Here is a 19,486-nt window from a genome sequence, read left to right as displayed (position 1 = left end):
GGAACAGCCTTTTCTCATTATATAAGGTGCTAGTTTTAGCGATTATTGTCGGTAAATCGATATATTTTGAAAATCGCTGATATAACTCGCGTTACGCCGATATATTTCAATAATCGCTGATATAACTCGCGTTACGGTCGATATTTTTAAAAACTGCCTCGATTAATTTTTCACAGGTTGATTTTTAATAAAGAAGTCCATAACGTAAAATACTTCGTCATCTGGTATTTGTATTTCAAATGTATTTTCAATTGGTTGCAATGCTTTTTTTACTTTCATATACATCCAGTATTCATCTTGTCTTCTTTTCTCTTTATCAGGGTGAGGAAGAAGGCTTTCTCCTTTTTGAAGACGGTCAACCATACAGCTCATATGCAGAATAACACCCATTAAGCTATCAGGAGTTAGCTGTAAGGAAATTAATTCCTGAATTGTATTTAATGCGTAACGAATTGTTTTAATAAGTAATGCCCCATCGTTACGCTGCATTTGTTGTTCAAGAATATCCGCCATTTTTGCATATGTTTCTTCATACGTAATTAATTCTTGAATGGGCTGAATCGCTGTGTAGTTTACGATGTCTTGGAAATGATATGTTAAGCATGGTACTTGCACATCGAAATTCGTAACGATACAAATGATGTTACGCTCTTTTTTTATGTTCTCGATCATTTTCGTTAAATCTTTTTCATGGACGATACTAATCGGAATAATTTCAATTAAGTCTTTATCAAATCGTAAATAGTTCTCTAACATTTTTTGAATAGCTAAAGCACTTCCTTCACCAGTTAAACAAGCTGTTAAAATAACAGATTTCATTGGAGAGAGAGGTTTTTTCTTTTCTTCTTGTACGTTTAAGTAAAACGGTGTTAAATTTTTTACTGTTTCATATAGCGCATCTAATGAATAACCGAGCTGAGCTTTTCGAGCTGCTTCTAGTGCATGTGGTGTGCTCGTCATCGAGAGAACACGTACAGGAATTTTGAATTCCGTTTCTAATATGTCACCGATATAAGCAAGTGACCCCATATCAACAAGTAAAAGAAGCCCATTTACATTTTGGAGTGTTTTCATATAAACTTTCACACGCTCTAAGAAATCTTTCGGTGATTCGTGTAACGGCATATCAATACCGGTTACTTCCTCAATGCCGAGAAGTTCGTTTGCAACGTTTGCCATTTCAGTTGCGATGCCATTACCGTGTGCTAATATTAATACTTTTACTTCGGTTTGTGAGGCAGGAATTGGATCAACAACGAAGAACATTGTTAAAAAGCCAGCTTCATCAATAGGCATTGTTATTTGTAATTCTTCCTCCAGTAGTTGAATGCATTGCATAGCTACGGAAAAAGCTTCTTTATATTTCGTACGAATTTGATTTAATTGTGGGTGATGTATTTGTTTTCCGCTTTGTAAACGTTGTAGAGTTGTCTGTACATGTAAACTTAAAGCGAGAAATACTTTTTCATCAAACGTCTTAGATAAATGCTTTTCAGCAAGTTCCGCTATTTTTTCACATACGGAAACGATATTACGATCCACAATTTTAAAAACATTTTCATGGCTTGTTTTTTTTGATATTTGGTTAAAATATTGTACGAAAAAGCTTTGAACATCATTTTCTATTAGTAATTCTAATTCTTCCTCTTCAATACCACGTGCTTGAAGTTCTTCGTATTTATAGTCAATATAATCGTAAATAGAAGATCGTTTTTCATCTTCTGTTTTATGATTACTCCAACCTTCCTCACCTGTAAATACAAATGTTTCATTTGGTATTTGGTATAAGTGACGGCTCTTCCTTTCAATGAACAACCCTTCTTTCATATACCAAGGTAAATCTGTACTTGAAACATAGACAGAATCACGTTTCTTTGTGACCAAATCAGAATAGGCTTTCGCACAGGCAATTTGAACATCTGTTTTTAATTGACCAATGTTATTGGGACAATTGTAAAAGACGAAAGCACGCATTGCATTTGGGCTAACGTGAATGTCTTTTCGCAGACGAATTGCTTCATTTGTGAAAAATAGCTGTAGTAAAGCAAAGCGCTCTTTATGTGTACGCTCACGAAGTGGTGGCAGCGTAACAGTCATCGGTATACGTCTTGTAAATGTTTTTAATAAAAAGGAATTTGGTTCTTCTGTTGTTGCAGTAATGATTAATACTTGTGCTTTACGTTCGTTCTCTGTTTCTCCAAGGCGGCGGTACACTCCGCGGTCAATAAAGGTGAAAAGCATTTCTTGTCCCTCTGGAGGTAGGCGATGTACTTCATCTAAGAAAAGAATTCCTTCATGTGCTTTTTCAATTAACCCTTTTTGATCACTTGCTCCTGTGTAAGCTCCTTTTTTAATCCCAAATAACTGTCCAAGTAGTAGTTGTGGATTGTTTGCGTAATCAGCACAGTTAAAGACGATAAATGGTGCATTTTTGGGAAGCTGTTCAACTTCAATTGCATATTCGTGCATTAAAGAAGCAAACATAGATTTTCCGACCCCTGTTTCTCCCAGTAGTAAAGTATGCATACCGTTTGGAGGGTAGAGAATAGAAGCTTTCGCTTTTTCAATTGCGATTTTAAGGCTCGTATTTTCAATTGCAAATGTATCTAATGAAGTTATGTCTTTTGAATGCGTTTCCAACGAAGTGTTCGTTTCTATGTAAAAACGAACAGGTCGCGTATTTGTTTTTAATAACCGTTTATCTTTTACAAGTTTGTTTAAGTCGCTACTTACATTGGCGCGATCTAGTTGTAGAAATGTAGCGAGTTCTGATGCGGTTACACCTTCTGTATAATTTCCTTCTTGTATTGCATTAAAAATGAGATCTATTCGTTTCATTTCCATTCACCTCGAAACTTCATCACTATTTAAAAGTTTACACAAAAATGGGAAGGGTGGGAAGAGAAAAATAAAACAGCTTTAGTCTAGAAGTACTAAAGCTGTTACAATCTTGTGTCTTTCCAAAAATTTACCTCGAGATGAGAAGATGGATTATAGGGAAGAAGTTTGTATCCTTGTGACTGTAAATAATCAATTACTTTTGGCAGTATTTGTACGGTCACACTCGAATCATGCATTAAAATAACTTCGACTTGTTCATCACTTTGATTACGCACTCTTTCGAGTATGGCAGAAGGATTATCATAGCTTTTCCAGTCATAAGTATCGATCGTCCAATCCCACATTTTATACTGGGCTGATACAAGTGCGTCACGGTAATTCTTTTTTAAGTAAGGCATACTACCATATGGAACGCGAACGAGATGTGTATTTAATTTCGTAACTTGCTGGACAATGCTTTGTGTTTGTTCCATTTCTGCAATTAAAGTGGAAGGGTCACCAGTGTAAAGGCGTTTTACATCATGTGACATGCTATGGAGCCCGATATAATGTCCTTCTTTAATTAATCGTTGCATCGTTTTTCTGTAATGCGGCACTTTTCCGCCAATAACAAAGAAAGTTGCTTTTCCGTTCTTTTCTTTTAAGATGTTTAAAATTTGTGTAGTATATTTGTTTGGACCGTCATCAAATGTTAAGTACGCAATTTTTTGTGTAGGAGAAGTTGTTTCAGTATTTGGATGATGTTCAGCAGGAATAACGGTTGTTGCTTCAGTATTAGATGATGCGTACATAGTAATTGTTAAGAATAAAATAATACATTGAAATACTCGCTTGATCATAACATTCACCCTCAGTTTGACAATCAAGATGTAAAAAAACTTGATACTTTTCTTATTATGTATATCTTTCTCCAATAGAGGAACTCTCAAACAATCTATATTTTGGAAATATAAAATAAGGAATAAAAAATAGCATCCTAAAGGATGCTATTTGAATATTTCATAATGGTAAAGGCTATACTACAATTAGTCTTCGCGTTTTTTCACTTTTTTATAAAAGGAAATAAGTGGTTTGTAACGTTCATGTACAAGACCGATTATTTCAGCAATGATTTCTGTGAAGAAAATCAAAGCGAAAAGAAGAATAATGGATAACCATAACGTTGCACTAGTAAAAATAATGGCATTTACACTAAAGAAAATACCGAATGCGTATATAATTAGTACCGTTTTACGATGAGAGAATCCCATTGCAAGTAAGCGGTGATGTAAATGCGATTTATCTGGTGCTGAAATAGGTTTTTTATTTACGATACGACGGATGATTGCAAATATCGTATCAAATATAGGTACACCTAAAATGATAATTGGAACGATAAAACTGAATAACGTTACACTTTTGTATAATCCAAGTAACGATATAACAGAAATACAGTATCCTAAAAATAGTGCTCCTGTATCTCCCATGAAAATTTTTGCTGGATGGAAGTTGAAGAATAAAAATCCAATTGTACTTGCTAATATAATTAATGCGAGTGGCAAGATAATAGCTGTTCCAGTACCCCATGGGCTAGTGAAGGCCATATATGCTAGCGTTGCAAGTACGATAGATGAAATACCAGCAGATAATCCATCTAAGCCGTCAATTAAGTTGATTGCATTCGTAATACCTACAAGCCAAAATACTGTAATTGGATAAGCAAGCCATCCAAGTTCAGTATCCCCAAGGAATGGGATATATAATACTTGCACTAATAATCCACTTTTTACAATCATAATGGCAACTAACAGTTGTCCACCGAATTTTACTTTCGCAGATAACTCGTACATATCATCTAAAATTCCGATGATTACAATGATAATCGCACCTAGTGTTATCGATAACATTCTTTGCTCATATAAGCCGCCGACAACAAATCCTACAGCTACACCAATAAATATTGCTAACCCGCCAAGACGTGGCATAATCTTTTGGTGCACTTTACGTGCGTTTGGCTTATCTGTCGCTCCTATTTTAAAAGCTAATTTAATAACTAAAGGAGTAACGACGAGTACAGTGATGAAAGATGCCAAAATGGCATAAATCACTTGTGAGTCCATTAATACCCCACCCTTTATATTCTAACGTAGTTTTTTTTTTTTTTTGAAAATATATTTATCTGAAAATTATGATGTTTATTTACAGGCTCATAACATATGGTATCACAAAAAGATTAGAATTCAATCTTTTTTTCTCTTTACGGTTAATGGAAGCGGATAGAATATATGACAATTGTATATAGAATGTTGCATCATATGAGAAGGTTAATCGTACTGGACTTTGGAATATGACATTTCCTTTTTTCTTCGATAGTGAATACTTTTAGTTCAGTATTATAAGTGTTACACGTAGAAATGAGTAAGTTTCATGTTAAAATGTGGGAATTTATCTCGCGTCAACTAGTAGCCCCATTCCTACTAATTAAAGTTTTACTTTATCCCGCATTAACGGGCAGTAAGACCCCCACCTCAAAATTCAGCGAAGCAAAGAAGTTAGGTGGGGATCAACTGCCCGTAAAAGCCCCACTGATTAAAGTTTCACTTTATATTATAGTGCATTTAATTTTACAAAAACTTTAAAAAGAATGAGGGAAGTAATTCATATAATGAAGAAGGAAAAGGGTTTTCTCATTTTTAATGTGAGAGGGGGAAGCACAGGGAGAATTCTGTATTTCATATCTTTTCTATTGTAAATTCCTGTGCGAAAAGGAAATGAAAATTACGATAATAGGTACTGGATATGTTGGATTGATTACAGGAGTAGGATTGGCAAAGTTGGGGCATTCAGTTACATGTTTTGATATAGATGATGAAAAAATTGAACGGATAAAACAAGGGGATTTACCTATTTATGAGGTTAGATTACATGAATTAATAAATTATGCATATGAGAATAATGCTTTAACTTTTACATCAAATAAAGAAGAGGCATTTGATGATGTAGAGTTTATATTTATTGCAGTTGGAACACCATCTTTATTAGATGGGACGGCGGATTTAACGTATATTCAGAGTGCTTGTAACGATATTGGATTATATGCGACAAACGATATTATTGTTGTTACGAAAAGTACAGTTCCAGTAGGTACAAATGATGTAATGAAGGGATGGATTGAGGGGAATTTAAAAGGGAGGCATACAGTACATATCGTATCGAATCCAGAGTTTTTGCGTGAAGGTTCAGGTATTTATGATTTCTTTCATGGAGATCGTATTGTAATTGGAGCGGATAGTGAGGAAGTAGCAAGAAGAGTAGAGAGTTTGTATAGCCAATTATGCTTAGAAACGTATGTTACAGATATTAAAAGTGCAGAGATGATTAAATACGCATCGAATGCCTTTTTAGCTACAAAGATTAGTTTCATTAATGAAATTTCAAATATATGTGAGAAGGTAGGCGCAAATGTATTGGATGTTGCCAAAGGGATGGGAATGGATAAGAGAATTGGTGCATCTTTTTTAAATGCGGGCATTGGATATGGGGGATCATGTTTCCCGAAAGATACGAAAGCACTGGTGCAAATTGCGGGAAATGTTGCTCATGATTTTCGTTTGTTAAAAGCGGTTATTGAAGTAAATAATAAGCAACAGCTGCTATTGATTGAAAAAGCGAAAAAAGTCATGAACATGAATAAAAAGCGGATTGCAGTTCTTGGCGCATCCTTTAAACCGAATACGGATGATATTAGAGAGGCATCATCTCTTATTATAATAGAAGCATTACTTAATATAGGTGCAGAAATTGTTCTGTACGACCCAAAAGCAATTCAATATGTGAAAAATATATTTGGAGATGCTATACAATATAGTAGATGTATAGATGAATCGATTAGAGATGCGAGTGCGGTTTTTATCGTAACAGAATGGGAAGCTATTCGAGTGTACCCGTTAGAAAAGTACGTACAACTTATGAGAGAGCCTATTTTATTCGATGGGAGAAATTGTTATACTGATGAAGATGTTAAGAAACAAAAGATAGATTATTACTCGGTGGGCAGAAAAAGTATTTGTAATAGAAAAGTTTCTGTTATGCGTTAAAAAGGGATGTACTCATCCATATTTTTATATGTCATAATAGAAGCTGTAATTAGTGAAAGAAAAGAGGCAATCACATGACTGAACGTTTAAAAGTAATGACAATTTTCGGGACACGTCCAGAAGCAATTAAAATGGCACCTCTTGTATTAGAGTTGCAAAAACACCCAGAAAAAATTAAATCGATTGTGACTGTAACAGCACAACATCGCCAAATGTTAGATCAAGTATTAAATATCTTTGGAATTACGCCAGATTTCGATTTAAATATCATGAAAGACCGCCAAACTTTAATTGATGTTACAACGCGCGGTTTAGAAGGTTTGGATAAAGTAATGAAAGAAGCGAAGCCGGATATTGTACTTGTACATGGTGATACAACAACAACATTTATTGCAAGCTTAGCTGCTTTTTATAATCAAATTCCAGTAGGTCATGTTGAGGCGGGCCTTCGTACGTGGGATAAGTATTCTCCATACCCAGAAGAGATGAATCGTCAATTAACAGGTGTAATGGCGGATCTTCATTTCTCACCAACAGCAAAATCAGCAACGAACTTACAGAAGGAAAATAAAGATGAGTCACGTATTTTCATCACAGGAAATACAGCGATTGACGCGCTGCAAACGACTGTAAAAGAAACATATAGTCATCCTGTACTAGAGAAACTTGGAAATGATCGTCTTGTACTTATGACAGCTCACCGTCGTGAAAACTTAGGTGAACCTATGCGTAATATGTTCCGTGCAATTAAGCGTCTTGTTGATAAGCATGAAGATGTACAAGTTGTGTACCCTGTTCATATGAACCCTGTTGTTCGTGAAATAGCAAATGAAATTTTAGGTGAACATAATCGTATTCATTTAATTGAGCCGCTAGATGTAATTGATTTCCACAATGTTGCAGCTCGTTCATACTTAATGTTAACGGATTCTGGTGGTGTACAAGAAGAAGCTCCATCACTTGGGGTACCAGTTCTTGTTCTTCGTGATACAACAGAGCGCCCTGAAGGTATTGAAGCAGGTACGCTGAAATTAGCAGGAACAGACGAAGAGACAATCTTTGGTCTTGCAGATGAGTTGTTATCAGATAAAGAAGCTCATGATAAGATGGCGAAAGCATCTAACCCTTACGGTGATGGTCGTGCATCAGAGCGCATTGTAGAAGCGATTTTACAACACTTTAATAAGTAAATAAAAAAGGCCCAATCGGATAGATTGGGCCTTTTTGTTACGGCTGATTGCGCATAATCCACTCTGCATGAGCATTTGTAGAAGGTGGCGGATCAGTTGGTGTTTTATTTTGGTTTGTTTCTTTTTTTGCTTGTTCGTTAGAATTAGAATTAGAACTTGAATTTGAATCAGGATTTGAGTTGTTTTTTGTAGTTGGATTTTTTGCTTTTTCCCCTAATTCTTTTTCAATTTCGTTACGCACCGTTTCTACACTGATTGGATCTGGAAGGAAGTAATAAATACCGCCTATCTTTTTGTCTTCGCCTTCAAGCTTTAACGTTTGCATTGTAGAAGGATCAAATCCAGAAAGTTTATTGTAAAGAGCAAGTCCGTCTGAAATAGGAATGTCGGTTTTTATATATTTTCCAACGACAGCTGTTAAATCTTTAATTTTAAATACAGTAGAGGTGGAGTTTAACTTTTGGGCAACAGCGGCTAGTAATTGTCTTTGTCTAGCAGCTCGACCATAATCGCCATTTGGATCTTGTTTTCGCATACGGACGTAAGCAAGTGCTTCTTCACCGTTTAAGTTTTGCTGTCCTTGCTTAAATTGAATTTTTTTGTAGTAATCTACGTCAGAGCGCTCCCAGAAATCGAAGGGTACGTCAACCGTAACGCCGCCGACAGCATCAACGATACCTTTAAAGCCTTGGAAATCAATTTTAAGATAATGGTCTACAGGAACTTTTAGAAAGCCTTCGACAGTTTTGATTGCCATTTCTTCTCCGCCGTAAGCATGGGCAGCGTTAATTTTGTCTTCCTTATTTTTACCAACAATTTTAACTCGAGAATCACGAGGAATACTCATAAGTGAAATCTTTTGAGTTTTCGGATTGACTGTTGCAAACATTAATGAGTCTGTACGACCATTTTGACCGTCTGTCGCATAATCTTCTATACCCATAATGAGAATTGTAAAAGGTTCCTTTGTAATTTCTACATCTTTGTTTCTTAAATCCGATTTTTCACGAGTAAAACCACTATACATCCCCATAAGAGAAGAGTAAGAATTTAACACATAAACTCCTATGCTGCCAAATAAAAATGCGAAAATAAGGAAGAAGAAAAGTTTCCTTCTTCGCTTCTTTTTTATTCTGCTATTTTGGAGATGATAATAACGTTCTTCCATATATAATCTCCTTAGTTCGTTAGTTCATTTGTAGGGAAGTAATTCACTACATTAATCTTTGAAGGTGATAAAAGAGTTATGCTTAGATAACATCTTGTTCTAAGTACAACATATCTCCTTCTGTAATTGTACATTTCCCGTTTGTTAATTCAATCATCCAATTTGTAAATGCTTGTTTGCCGTCTTCTTCTACATAAGTATCAAATGTGACATTTTCTAGATAATGTATATCTTTAATGGCATATTTTGAATTACGTAATTCATTTTCTACTTTGCCAAGTAATGTGTAATCAATCTCGGTTTGCATCACACGCATTAGTTTTCGCTGGACAACACCGACATGATTAATGCCTTCGCTTGTACACTTTCCATATGCACGAATTAATCCACCTGCGCCAAGTTTAATGCCACCAAAATAGCGTGTTACGACAACGACGGTATCTTTTAGCCCACGTTTTTTTAGTACTTCTAGCATTGGTACGCCAGCTGTACCGCTAGGCTCGCCGTCATCATTTGCTTTTTGAATATGATCTTGTTCGCCAATTAAATAAGCGGAACAATTATGTGTTGCATTCCAATGCTGTTTTTTTATTTTTTGTATAAATTCTTGAGCCTCTTCCTCAGTCGTTGCTCGGCTAATATAACAAATAAATCTTGATTTTTGAATGACGATTTCGTGTTCGCCGTAGTCTTTGATTGTTAAATATTGTAATAGCACTTGTATACGCCCCTATCTATCAAAATGACTAGTACTTTCCATTTTAAAAGCGAGCCTTTTTATATTCAAACATTTTTTCTAAATAGGCTGAAGTTTTTGGTGAGTATTTTATCTTTTTGTTGTAATTTGTCGAGATGGTGAGTATAATTTCAACCGGCATTTCCCTGTATGGATGCACCATTTGTAGTTTTCGTGTAAAATTAGGAAATAAAACTTTTTATAAGGCAGGTACGAAAATGAAAATAGCTATTGTTACTGATAGTACAGCATATATACCGAAGCAAATCCGTGATGAACTCAATATATATATGATTCCATTAAACGTTGTGTTTGGAACAGAATCTTATCAAGAAGAAGCTGAAATTTCAGCAGATGATTTTTATGTGAAAGTACGTGAACAAGAGGAACTTCCAAAAACTTCTCAACCAGCAATCGGAAAGTTTGTTGAGCTATATGAAGAACTAGCTAAAGATTATGATGCAGTTATTAGTATTCACCTATCAAGTGGAATTAGTGGTACATATCAAACATCAACGACAGCTGGACAGATGGTAGAGGGTATTGATGTATACACGTATGACTCTGAAATTAGTTGTGAAGTACAAGGATTTTATGTGCGTGAAGGTGCAAGGTTAGCAAGTGAAGGAAAGAGTCCAAAAGAGATTATTGCTCGTTTTGATGAAATGAAGAAAACGATGGACGCCTATTTTGTAGTTGATGATTTACATCATTTACAACGTGGTGGTCGATTAAATAGCGCGCAAGCTTTCATCGGCAGTCTGTTACAAGTGAAGCCAGTTTTATATTTTAGAGATAAAATCATTATTCCGTTTGAAAAGATTCGTACACGTAAAAAAGCATTAAAACGTATCATTGAAATTTTTGATGAGCAAGCAAGTAAAGGTGTACCTATGGAAGCAGTTATCATTCATGCGCAACGTGAAGAGGAAGCGAATGAATGGAAGAAAGAATTAGAAGCAAAATATCCTCACGTCACAATTCGTACAGGTTATTTTGGAGCTGTAATTGGTACGCACTTAGGTGAAGGTGCATTAGGTCTTGGATGGTATACGAAGTAATAAAGATATAAAAAGCTCTCTTTTTAAGAGGGTTTTTTTACGGGTATGTTACGTTTAGTTGACAAGTTAATATTTGGAAATGGTAAAATGTACGTAAAATAAAATAATGAGGAAAGTTTTATAACTTACTTTTTACAAGAAACTATATTATAATAGAAGAGAGGTGAAACATATGGAGCATAATTCTTGTTTATGTCCAAAGTTTGAGTCAGCTTTTACTCTGCTTAGTAAGAAGTGGACTGGCTTAATTATTAAATCTTTGCTTGAAGAGTCGAAACGTTTTAGAGAAATCGCAGATATTATCCCAAATATGAGCGATCGTATGTTGTCAGAGCGTTTGAAGGAATTGGAAAGCGAGGGCATTGTAGTTCGTAATGTCTATCCAGAAGTACCAGTTCGAATCGAGTATGGCTTAACTGACAAGGGAAAAGCGTTAGAAAGTGTTATGGATGAGGTCCAAAATTGGGCTGAGAAATGGATGAAGTAGCATTTCATTTGTATTCGTATATTTAATAAAACGTAAGGGATTCCTTACGTTTTTTCTTTGTTTATAGAAGTAAGAAAAGTATGCAAATTTCTACACACACATACAAAAATATACGAATTTTGCGCTAGAGCTACATATAATATTACATTTGTTTTACAAAAACGTAACATTAGCAAAAAAAATCCCGAATTATGGTATAAATTTTATAGGTTATATACGGAAAAAGAAAAAAGAAAGCGGTGTAAAAAATAAAATGAAAAAGCTAAAAATGGCATCTTGCGCATTAGTTGCAGGGTTAATGTTTTCAGGGCTAACACCAAATGTATTTGCAGAAGATAAAATTTCTGACGTGAAATCACAAATTAATACACAAAATGACACTTTACATAAACAACAACAAGAACGTGATGAATTACAAAAACAAATGAATGACTTAAACAAAACAATTCAAGGTTTAGATAAGTCTGTTCAAGAGAATGCTGCAAAGCTTGATGAAACAACGAAAAAAGTTTCTGATACTGAGCAATTAATTGAAAAGAAAAATAAAGATATTGCAGAATTACAAACGAAGATTGCAAAACGTGAAGAGTTATTAAGAAAGCGTTTAGTTGCACTTCAAGAACAGCCAAATACGAACGTTGTAACAGAAGTTCTTGTAAACTCTAAAAACGTTGCAGATTTAGTTGATCGTTTAACTTCTGTTTCTAAAATTCTTGAGTCTGATGAAGATATCATGAAAACACAACAAGAAGACCAAGCTAGTGTGAAAAAAGATGTTGCAACGGTAAAAGAGAAACAAAAAGAATTAAAAGAAGCACAAGCTCAAATTGAAACTGCTAAGAAAGAACTTGACGCTGAAAAAGAGAAAAAAGCAACAGCGGTAAACGATTTAAGCGGTAAAATGGATACAGTTGTAACTTCAATGACAAGTACGGAAGGTCAATTGAAAGAGCTTGAGAAACAAGCGCTACAATTACAACGCATTGCAGAAGAAGAAGCACAAGCAAAAGCTGCACAAGAAGCTGCTGCTCAAAAACAAGCAGAGCAAGCTGCTAAAGCTGCGCAAGCTCAGTCAGCACAAGCACCTGCAGAGCAAGCTGCACCAGCAAACAATGGTGGACAAGCTCAAAAAGAAGAGCCTAAAAAAGAAGAACCAAAAAAAGAAGAGCCTAAGAAAGAAGCACCTAAAAAAGAAGAGCAAAAGCCAACACCAACACCCGATCCAAATCCGGCTCCGGGCGTAATTGGTAAGGCAAAGCAATACTTAGGTATGCCTTATGTTTGGGGAAGTGCATCTCCATCAAACGGTGGTTTTGATTGTAGTGGATTCATTTCTTACATCTTTGGTGTAGGTCGTCAAGACGTTAGAGGTTACTGGAACTCAGTTTCTAAAGTAGATAGCCCACAACCAGGAGACTTAGTATTCTTCCAAGGTACTTATAAAGCAGGTCCATCTCACATCGGTATTTACGTTGGTAATGGCCAAATGATTCATGCTAGTGATAAAGGAATTGCGTACGGTGATATTAACAGCTCATATAACCAAAAACATTTCTTAGGTTACGGTCGATTCTAGGATTTATAAAAGAATAAAAAACGTGTATAAAGTCGATAGCTTACTATTTTATAAGTAGGTTATCGGCTTTTTTGAGTTTTTACGGGATTTGAAGAAGGGTTTATAGTAGTGCTTGGAGGTGATTGTCGATGCTACCGGGGAAACAGTTGCTATTAGACGAACTTTCTTCAGATTTACAGAGGGAATTAAATGATTTGAAAAAGAAGGGAGAGGTCGTCTGTGTACAAGGTGTAAAAAAGAAGGCTTCTAAATATGTATGTCAGCGCTGTGGAAATATAGAACAGCGGCTATTTGCGTCGTTTTTATGTAAAAGATGCAGTAAAGTGTGCACATATTGCCGGAAGTGTATAACGATGGGGAGGGTAAGTGAATGTGCTTTACTTGTTCGCGGGATTGCTGAAAGAAAGAGAGAAAAGAATTTAAACTTGTTACGGTGGAGCGGAACGTTGTCTACTGGTCAGAATTTGGCGGCGCAAGGAGTTATAGAGGCTATTAAGCGAAAAGAATCATTTTTTATTTGGGCTGTATGCGGGGCTGGGAAAACAGAGATGTTGTTTTACGGTATTAACGAAGCGCTTCAAAAAGGAGAAAGAGTTTGTATCGCAACGCCGAGAACGGATGTTGTTCTGGAATTAGCACCGAGATTACAAGAAGTATTTCCATATATAAAGGTAGCGGCTTTATATGGAGGGAGTGTGGATAAAGAAAAAGATGCAGTACTAGTCGTTGCAACCACGCATCAATTATTGCGTTATTATAGGGCGTTTCATGTCATGGTTGTAGATGAGATAGATGCTTTTCCATATTGTGCAGATCAAATGTTACAGTACGCGGTAAAACAAGCGATGAAAGAAAGAGCGGCGCGTATTTATTTAACTGCGACTCCAGATGAAACGTGGAAGCGAAAATTTAGAAGAGGTGAACAAAAAGGTGTTATTGTTTCTGGACGATATCACCGTCATCCTTTGCCAGTTCCTTTATTTTGTTGGTGCGGGAATTGGAAAAAAAGCCTCATTCATAAAAGAATTCCTCGAGTTTTACTACAGTGGTTACAAACGTACTTAAATAAAAAATATCCTATTTTTTTATTTGTCCCCCATGTGCGATATATAGAAGAGATAAGCCTGTTGTTAAAGTCATTCAACAAGCGAATTGAAGGTGTACATGCAGAAGATCCGGGTAGAAAAGAAAAAGTAGCGGCTTTCAGAAAAGGAGAAATCCCATTATTAGTTACAACGACAATTTTAGAGCGAGGCGTAACAGTAAAAAATTTGCAAGTAGCGGTTTTAGGGGCGGAAGAAGAAATATTCTCAGAAAGTGCACTCGTACAAATTGCGGGCCGAGCAGGGCGGAGCTTTGAAGCACCGTATGGAGAGGTCGTTTATTTTCACTATGGTAAGACAGAGGCGATGGTGCGCGCGAAAAAACATATTCAAGGTATGAATAAAAATGCGAAAGAACAAGGATTGATCGATTAATGCATTGTTTACTTTGTGATGAGTGTTTTGTAGAAACGGTTAGTTGGTACAATTTTTTTGTAAAGTGTCATAGAAAATATATATGTGATAGATGTGAGCAGAAACTTTCCTATATTATAGGAGAAATTTGCATGGAGTGTGGGCGGCCTTTAGAATATGTTCCTGCCTCATTTCAAGAAGACGGTATTTGTATAGATTGTCTAAGGTGGATGAAAGAGGCGAAGTATCGTTCTTTTAAAAACCGTTCGTTATATATGTATGATGATGAGATGAAAGAAATAGTAGCGCAGTTTAAGTTTCGGGGGGATGCAGAGTTAGTGCGCATTTTTTATCGTCCTTTTCGAAGTTTATTTCAAAAGTATTTTGCTAATGGTTCAACCGTTATCGCTGTTCCGCTTAGTAAGGAAAGGGAAGTTGAACGTGGTTTTAATCAAGCTGAGTTATTAGCAACTTGTTTACCTGTCAAAATTTCTTATCCATCATTAAGAAGAAGGGAAACAGAAAAGCAAAGTAAGAAGACACGTAAAGAAAGGGTGTCAGGAAGCAATCCTTTTTATTTTCAGGGAGAAGAGATGTTTTCTGGGCAACATATTTTACTCGTTGATGATGTGTATACGACTGGAATTACAGTTAGGCAAATCGGAAGTTTGTTATATGAAAGAGGGGCAAGGGAAGTATCTAGTTTGACACTTTGTAGAAGTTAATATGGCAGTGTCGAAAGGGATAATAAAAAGGCGATAAGTCTTCTTTGACTTCATATGTTGTCATTCGTTATAGTCAAAATATGGGGCGAATGCCCTGATTTTTAGAGTGAAGGGAATGGAATGAACATGCAAGGAAGAGTGAAATGGTTCAATGCAGAAAAGGGATTTGGGTTTATTGAGCGTGAAGATGGTGACGATGTATTTGTCCATTTTTCTGCTATTCAACAAGATGGGTATAAGTCATTAGAAGAAGGGCAACAAGTAGAGTTTGACATTGTAGATGGAGCACGTGGACCACAAGCAGCTAATGTTGTGAAACTGTAGGGGATATTGTTTTGGGAAGAGAAAGCTGCGTTTGTGGCAACGTTATATATATGTAGTAGAACCTCTTGTTTTTCGCAAGGGGTTTTTTGTTATAGGGTAAGTTGTCAAAAAGTTGTTTCTTTTCTGTAACGAATTGTCCACAGTTATATTCGTTATTCACGATGTTAATAGGATAAAATAAAGATAGAAACGATGCATCTTTTCATTTCAACAAAAAACGATAAAAAAATCGCAATTCCACTAATTTTTTTAAAAAAGTTAGAAGGAGTTTTTAAGCCAGTGTCGAAATTATAGTACATAGGCTTGAAAGGAGGAATTCATCTATGAAATTCAACATTCGTGGTGAAAATATTGAAGTAACTCCAGCATTAAAGGAATATGTAGAGAAAAAACTAAGTAAGTTAGAGCGTTATTTTGATACATTCCCAGAGATTAAAGTTAATTTAAAAGTATACTCTGACAAGCAACGTGTCGAGGTAACAATACCATTTACTGATTTATTACTTCGTGCAGAAGAAACTAATAGCGATATGTACGCTGCTATCGATTTAGTAGTTGATAAACTTGAGCGACAAATTCGTAAACATAAAACAAAGGTAAATCGTAAGTTACGTGAGAAAGGTTCTGTGAAAACGAACTTTATCCTTCCAGAAGCAGTAGCTGTTCTGGATGCGGTAGAAGAGGATGAATTAGAACTTGTACGTACAAAACGATTCGATTTAAAACCGATGGACGTTGAAGAAGCGATCCTACAAATGGATATGCTAGGACATAATTTCTTCGTCTTCACAAATGCTGATACAAATGAAACTAATGTTGTATATGGCCGTAAAGATGGGAAATACGGTTTAATCGAAACTAAATAATAATTCAAAAGCGCAGCCGAAATGGCTGCGCTTTTTTGTATTGAGATTTTGAATGTGATTATCTCCATAAGTATGTACTTGTTAGGAGTATACTAATTTTGTTTAATTTAACAATATTTTATAATTGTAAATAAAATATTAAGTTTTCTGGAATCAATTGATAGTGTATTTTGCTTTTGTTATCTTTAAATTGCATTATATAGATTTACTTTGTTTCTTTAGTAAAAAAATAAAATCGATATAATGCTACAAATTATCGGAGGTGCTTTTAGTGAGCATTAAGAAAAAAAGTCGTTTTATGTTTGGATCTGTTTTATCGTTAGGTATTTTAGCTAGTACTTTTGCTTTAACCGAACCTGCTAAGGCTGATACAAAGGATGATCATGTAGAATTTACCTTTAGACTTTGGAATGCATATGATTTTACTAATGCACGTCCTAAAGAGACACCTACTTCTATGTATATGCGTGTAAAGAGTAGTGAGAAGGGCGGTGGTTCTTTTAACGTTTGGACAGAAGCTGATAAAAATAAAGGTAAAGGTAATAGAGATTGGGTAAATGTTTCAGGTGAGTCGAGTAAGCATGAAGGAACGGTGAAACCAGGTAAAACGTATCTTTTCCAAAATTACGCATATGAAAACTATGGAAAAAATGTACCTGTGAGATTTGGTGGTTATTCTAGAGAAAATAATGCTTATCCTACTGCTTGGAGTCCTGATAGTGTAAGACCGAGTGGACCTTACACTGAATATTGATTTAGAAATTATAAATTGAAATTATTTATTGTGTAGTACTAGAAAAAGTCGTATAGTTCCGAGTCTTGATTATACGGCTTTTCCTGCTATTTCATTTTTAAAATAGGAGGAGTTGTAATGAGGTTTATCTCAAGATATATTTTAGTTTGTTTTTTTATATTGAGTATTAGTTTCTTAGTTTCTTGTCAAAAGAAAGTAGATGAACCGATTGTAAATATTGAAGATACTTTAACGGAAAAAGATAATTTGAAAAGTATTCAGTTACAAGAAATTAAGAAAAATACTATTGTTGAACAAGTGTTTTTAAAAAGTGAAAATGGTCATGATTTCTTTCAAGGTCAAATAGAAAGAAATGATAGCTTAATAGAGGATAAGCTTTCAAATAAAAAATTAAAGTCAGGAGTTATACCAGAAAATTATTATGTTTTTTTAACGGGTGTGACGAATAAGAAAAAACCAACGTATCTTTTGGGACGGATTGAACAAATTGATGGAAAAATAATTCAGTGGAAACAAGAAGTTAAGAGTGTAAAAAGAAAAGGTACAAACGATGTTTATCAGTATGAAGTTGAGTTTCCTAAATTTGAAGGAGAGAGAGCAAATGTTTCTTTTCGTTACATTTGGTTAAATAAAGAAAATAAATGTTATGGTGTTGCGGATCAACTTTTCATATTAAAAAAGATTTAAATTTCATTAATGGTTTATGGAGGAGTTGTAGATGAGTTACTTTTTAGGAAGGATTTTAAAAGGTAGGATGTTTTGGTTGTCTGTATTTATTATGTTAGTAATTGTCATTGCTCAATATATTGCTATGTGTGTAACAACGAAAGGATTTAATGATGCTGGGATTATAAAGGTATCTCCATATTTATCTAACATTTTACATTTTAATAGATTACCATTTTATAGTGAATTTTATCTACTTATATTTCCTATGATTTCTGCAATGGCTGTAGCTGGGATTTATAGAATTGATAAAAATTATGGATTTATTTATCCTGTCATTTCTAAGATGGGAACGCGTCATTATTTTAGATTACTTTATTGTATTAATTTTATAGTATCTTTTTTTATTATAAGTGTCCCTTTACTATTTCATTTTTATTTATATGCGATGACTTATCCGACAGTTGCTCCGCATCCGATATTAAATTATATGGCGGCTACTGTTTCACCAACAGCTCAATTTAATACGGTTTATTATGAGTATCCTACTTTATATTTTCTAATGTATGTATTTTTAAATAGTTTATACGGTGCGGTATTTTCGAGTTTGGCTTTATCAATTTCGTTTTTTATAAAACGAGTTTATTTTATTTATTTAGTTCCATTTGTTTTACATATTGTTTGGCTTGGTATTGGGAGGGGGATTCTCTATCCTAAAGATTATTTAATTAAAGACTTCGGTTTTTTTGAATTGCAAATTTTTCTTAGTGTCCTGTTATGTATTTGGTTTTGTTCTGTAGTTCTTTATTTACGGGGGAGTAGGAAGCATGTTCTTTTATAATGCAATGAAAGAAACTATAAGGATGAAGTACGTTTGGTTAAGTATTCTTTTTTTACTTAATGTTAGTATCATTGGTTGCTTGTTCAATTATTTTGAACAGGGCATTGTAAAAGAAAAAATGAACGAATTAGAAACTTTGTATAAAGTTATGTCGTTTTATAATTTGTCGACTATATTTATTCCTTTAACCATCGTTTTTTCTGTATATTCTATGTCGAATTTTTTTAGTGTTTATGTAGTTTATCGAGTGAATAATGCAATGAAATTAGTTTCTATATATTATTTGAAACTATTCGTTTTTGTTTGTTTTTTCGCTGGGAGTATGATTTTACAGTTGTTTTTGATGTCAAATATGATGGCTGTAACTAGTGTTGATGTAAATTATCCATTATTATTTTGTATTCAATTATTTGCGAATGTTTTTATATGTATGATAAGTGCTTTATTGCAATTATTTTTACCTAGTTTACTTGTAATAATATGTATGATCACTGCTGTTTTACTAGATAGATTTATATTACATGGATTTTTATTTACAAATGCTTTTTATATAAATGTGTTTGAAGATGCTACTGGTTTATTTATACGCTTATTTGGCTGTTTTTTTATCTTTTTTATAAGTGTATGGATTTTATCTAAAAAAAGTTATATTTCTATGAATGATGAGACAGAGGTGATCTAGTTTACATTATGATCTTATATTATTTGTTAAAAAGAG

At 34.6% G+C, this 19,486-nt stretch carries 18 protein-coding genes; 13 read left to right on the top strand and 5 right to left on the bottom strand.

The genetic code is table 11. From position 1 onward, the window contains the following. Positions 1 to 162 precede the first annotated feature (162 nt). The 3 genes from DN400_RS04940 to DN400_RS04930 all read right to left on the bottom strand — a co-directional run bounded on the left by DN400_RS04940 (position 163) and on the right by DN400_RS04930 (position 4,940). Positions 163 to 2,838: a sigma-54-dependent transcriptional regulator gene (locus DN400_RS04940; protein ID WP_000820950.1), complete on the bottom strand. Its 2,676-nt coding sequence runs from the start codon at positions 2,836 to 2,838 to the stop codon at positions 163 to 165. Positions 2,839 to 2,942: 104 nt separating this feature from the next. Beyond that, entirely contained in the window at positions 2,943 to 3,680 is a 738-nt protein-coding gene (locus DN400_RS04935) for a polysaccharide deacetylase family protein (RefSeq protein ID WP_016513232.1), read from the bottom strand. 186 nt (positions 3,681 to 3,866) lie between these two features. After that, entirely contained in the window at positions 3,867 to 4,940 is a 1,074-nt protein-coding gene (locus DN400_RS04930; protein ID WP_000378306.1) for a glycosyltransferase family 4 protein, read from the bottom strand. A gap of 651 nt (positions 4,941 to 5,591) precedes the next feature. On the opposite strand from DN400_RS04930, the gene DN400_RS04925 reads away from it, so the two are divergent. Together DN400_RS04925 and wecB are read left to right on the top strand one after the other, a co-directional pair. Next, positions 5,592 to 6,917 carry a UDP-glucose dehydrogenase family protein gene (locus DN400_RS04925; RefSeq protein WP_097913010.1) on the top strand — a complete coding sequence of 442 codons (1,326 nt, stop codon included), beginning with the start codon at positions 5,592 to 5,594 and terminating at the stop codon, positions 6,915 to 6,917. A gap of 74 nt (positions 6,918 to 6,991) precedes the next feature. Further along, positions 6,992 to 8,107, top strand: a complete 1,116-nt coding sequence (wecB, locus tag DN400_RS04920) for a non-hydrolyzing UDP-N-acetylglucosamine 2-epimerase (RefSeq protein WP_147801564.1) — start codon at positions 6,992 to 6,994, stop codon at positions 8,105 to 8,107. Positions 8,108 to 8,144: 37 nt separating this feature from the next. On the opposite strand, the gene DN400_RS04915 is transcribed toward wecB, so the two are convergent. Both DN400_RS04915 and DN400_RS04910 read right to left on the bottom strand, forming a co-directional pair. Next, positions 8,145 to 9,275: an LCP family protein gene (locus DN400_RS04915; protein ID WP_000392801.1), complete on the bottom strand. Its 1,131-nt coding sequence runs from the start codon at positions 9,273 to 9,275 to the stop codon at positions 8,145 to 8,147. 82 nt (positions 9,276 to 9,357) lie between these two features. Next, positions 9,358 to 9,993: a YigZ family protein gene (locus DN400_RS04910; RefSeq protein WP_000926670.1), complete on the bottom strand. Its 636-nt coding sequence runs from the start codon at positions 9,991 to 9,993 to the stop codon at positions 9,358 to 9,360. Between the two features lie 236 nt (positions 9,994 to 10,229). Here DN400_RS04910 and DN400_RS04905 point away from each other — a divergent pair, with 236 nt between their 5' ends. The 11 genes from DN400_RS04905 to DN400_RS04855 all read left to right on the top strand — a co-directional run bounded on the left by DN400_RS04905 (position 10,230) and on the right by DN400_RS04855 (position 19,450). Continuing rightward, entirely contained in the window at positions 10,230 to 11,072 is an 843-nt protein-coding gene (locus DN400_RS04905; RefSeq protein WP_000684727.1) for a DegV family protein, read from the top strand. 172 nt (positions 11,073 to 11,244) lie between these two features. Further along, complete coding sequence (locus DN400_RS04900; protein ID WP_000400857.1) at positions 11,245 to 11,559, top strand: winged helix-turn-helix transcriptional regulator; 315 nt, start codon at positions 11,245 to 11,247, stop codon at positions 11,557 to 11,559. A 148-nt stretch (positions 11,560 to 11,707) separates the two neighbouring features. After that, entirely contained in the window at positions 11,708 to 13,135 is a 1,428-nt protein-coding gene (locus tag DN400_RS04895) for a C40 family peptidase (RefSeq protein ID WP_141505363.1), read from the top strand. Positions 13,136 to 13,263: 128 nt separating this feature from the next. Then, complete coding sequence (gene comFA, locus DN400_RS04890) at positions 13,264 to 14,613, top strand: ATP-dependent helicase ComFA (RefSeq protein ID WP_098236338.1); 1,350 nt, start codon at positions 13,264 to 13,266, stop codon at positions 14,611 to 14,613. Continuing rightward, positions 14,613 to 15,317: a ComF family protein gene (locus DN400_RS04885; RefSeq protein WP_097913006.1), complete on the top strand. Its 705-nt coding sequence runs from the start codon at positions 14,613 to 14,615 to the stop codon at positions 15,315 to 15,317. The genes comFA and DN400_RS04885 overlap by 1 nt, the downstream gene beginning before the upstream one ends. A 126-nt stretch (positions 15,318 to 15,443) precedes the next feature. Then, positions 15,444 to 15,641, top strand: a complete 198-nt coding sequence (gene cspC / locus DN400_RS04880) for a cold shock protein CspC (protein WP_001990088.1) — start codon at positions 15,444 to 15,446, stop codon at positions 15,639 to 15,641. Between the two features lie 323 nt (positions 15,642 to 15,964). Then, entirely contained in the window at positions 15,965 to 16,507 is a 543-nt protein-coding gene (hpf, locus tag DN400_RS04875) for a ribosome hibernation-promoting factor, HPF/YfiA family (RefSeq protein WP_000671193.1), read from the top strand. A gap of 271 nt (positions 16,508 to 16,778) precedes the next feature. Next, positions 16,779 to 17,261 (top strand): hypothetical protein, encoded by a 483-nt coding sequence (locus DN400_RS04870; RefSeq protein WP_065229562.1) that lies wholly within the window; start codon positions 16,779 to 16,781, stop codon positions 17,259 to 17,261. A gap of 117 nt (positions 17,262 to 17,378) precedes the next feature. After that, on the top strand, positions 17,379 to 17,948 hold the full coding sequence (locus DN400_RS04865) for a hypothetical protein (RefSeq protein WP_001211060.1): 570 nt from the start codon (positions 17,379 to 17,381) through the stop codon (positions 17,946 to 17,948). 31 nt (positions 17,949 to 17,979) lie between these two features. After that, positions 17,980 to 18,768 (top strand): hypothetical protein, encoded by a 789-nt coding sequence (locus DN400_RS04860; RefSeq protein WP_071713843.1) that lies wholly within the window; start codon positions 17,980 to 17,982, stop codon positions 18,766 to 18,768. Next, the gene (locus tag DN400_RS04855) at positions 18,755 to 19,450 is read left to right on the top strand and encodes a hypothetical protein (protein ID WP_097945702.1); all 696 of its coding nucleotides are present in this window, start codon (positions 18,755 to 18,757) and stop codon (positions 19,448 to 19,450) included. Before DN400_RS04860 ends, DN400_RS04855 begins: the two co-directional genes overlap by 14 nt. The last annotated feature ends 36 nt before the right edge of the window (positions 19,451 to 19,486 follow it).

Source organism: Bacillus sp. AR8-1 (genome assembly GCF_008042345.1).
Classification (GTDB): domain Bacteria; phylum Bacillota; class Bacilli; order Bacillales; family Bacillaceae_G; genus Bacillus_A; species Bacillus_A cereus.
Note: the sequence above shows the minus strand (reverse complement) of the source record. Positions and strands in the feature narration are given on the sequence as shown.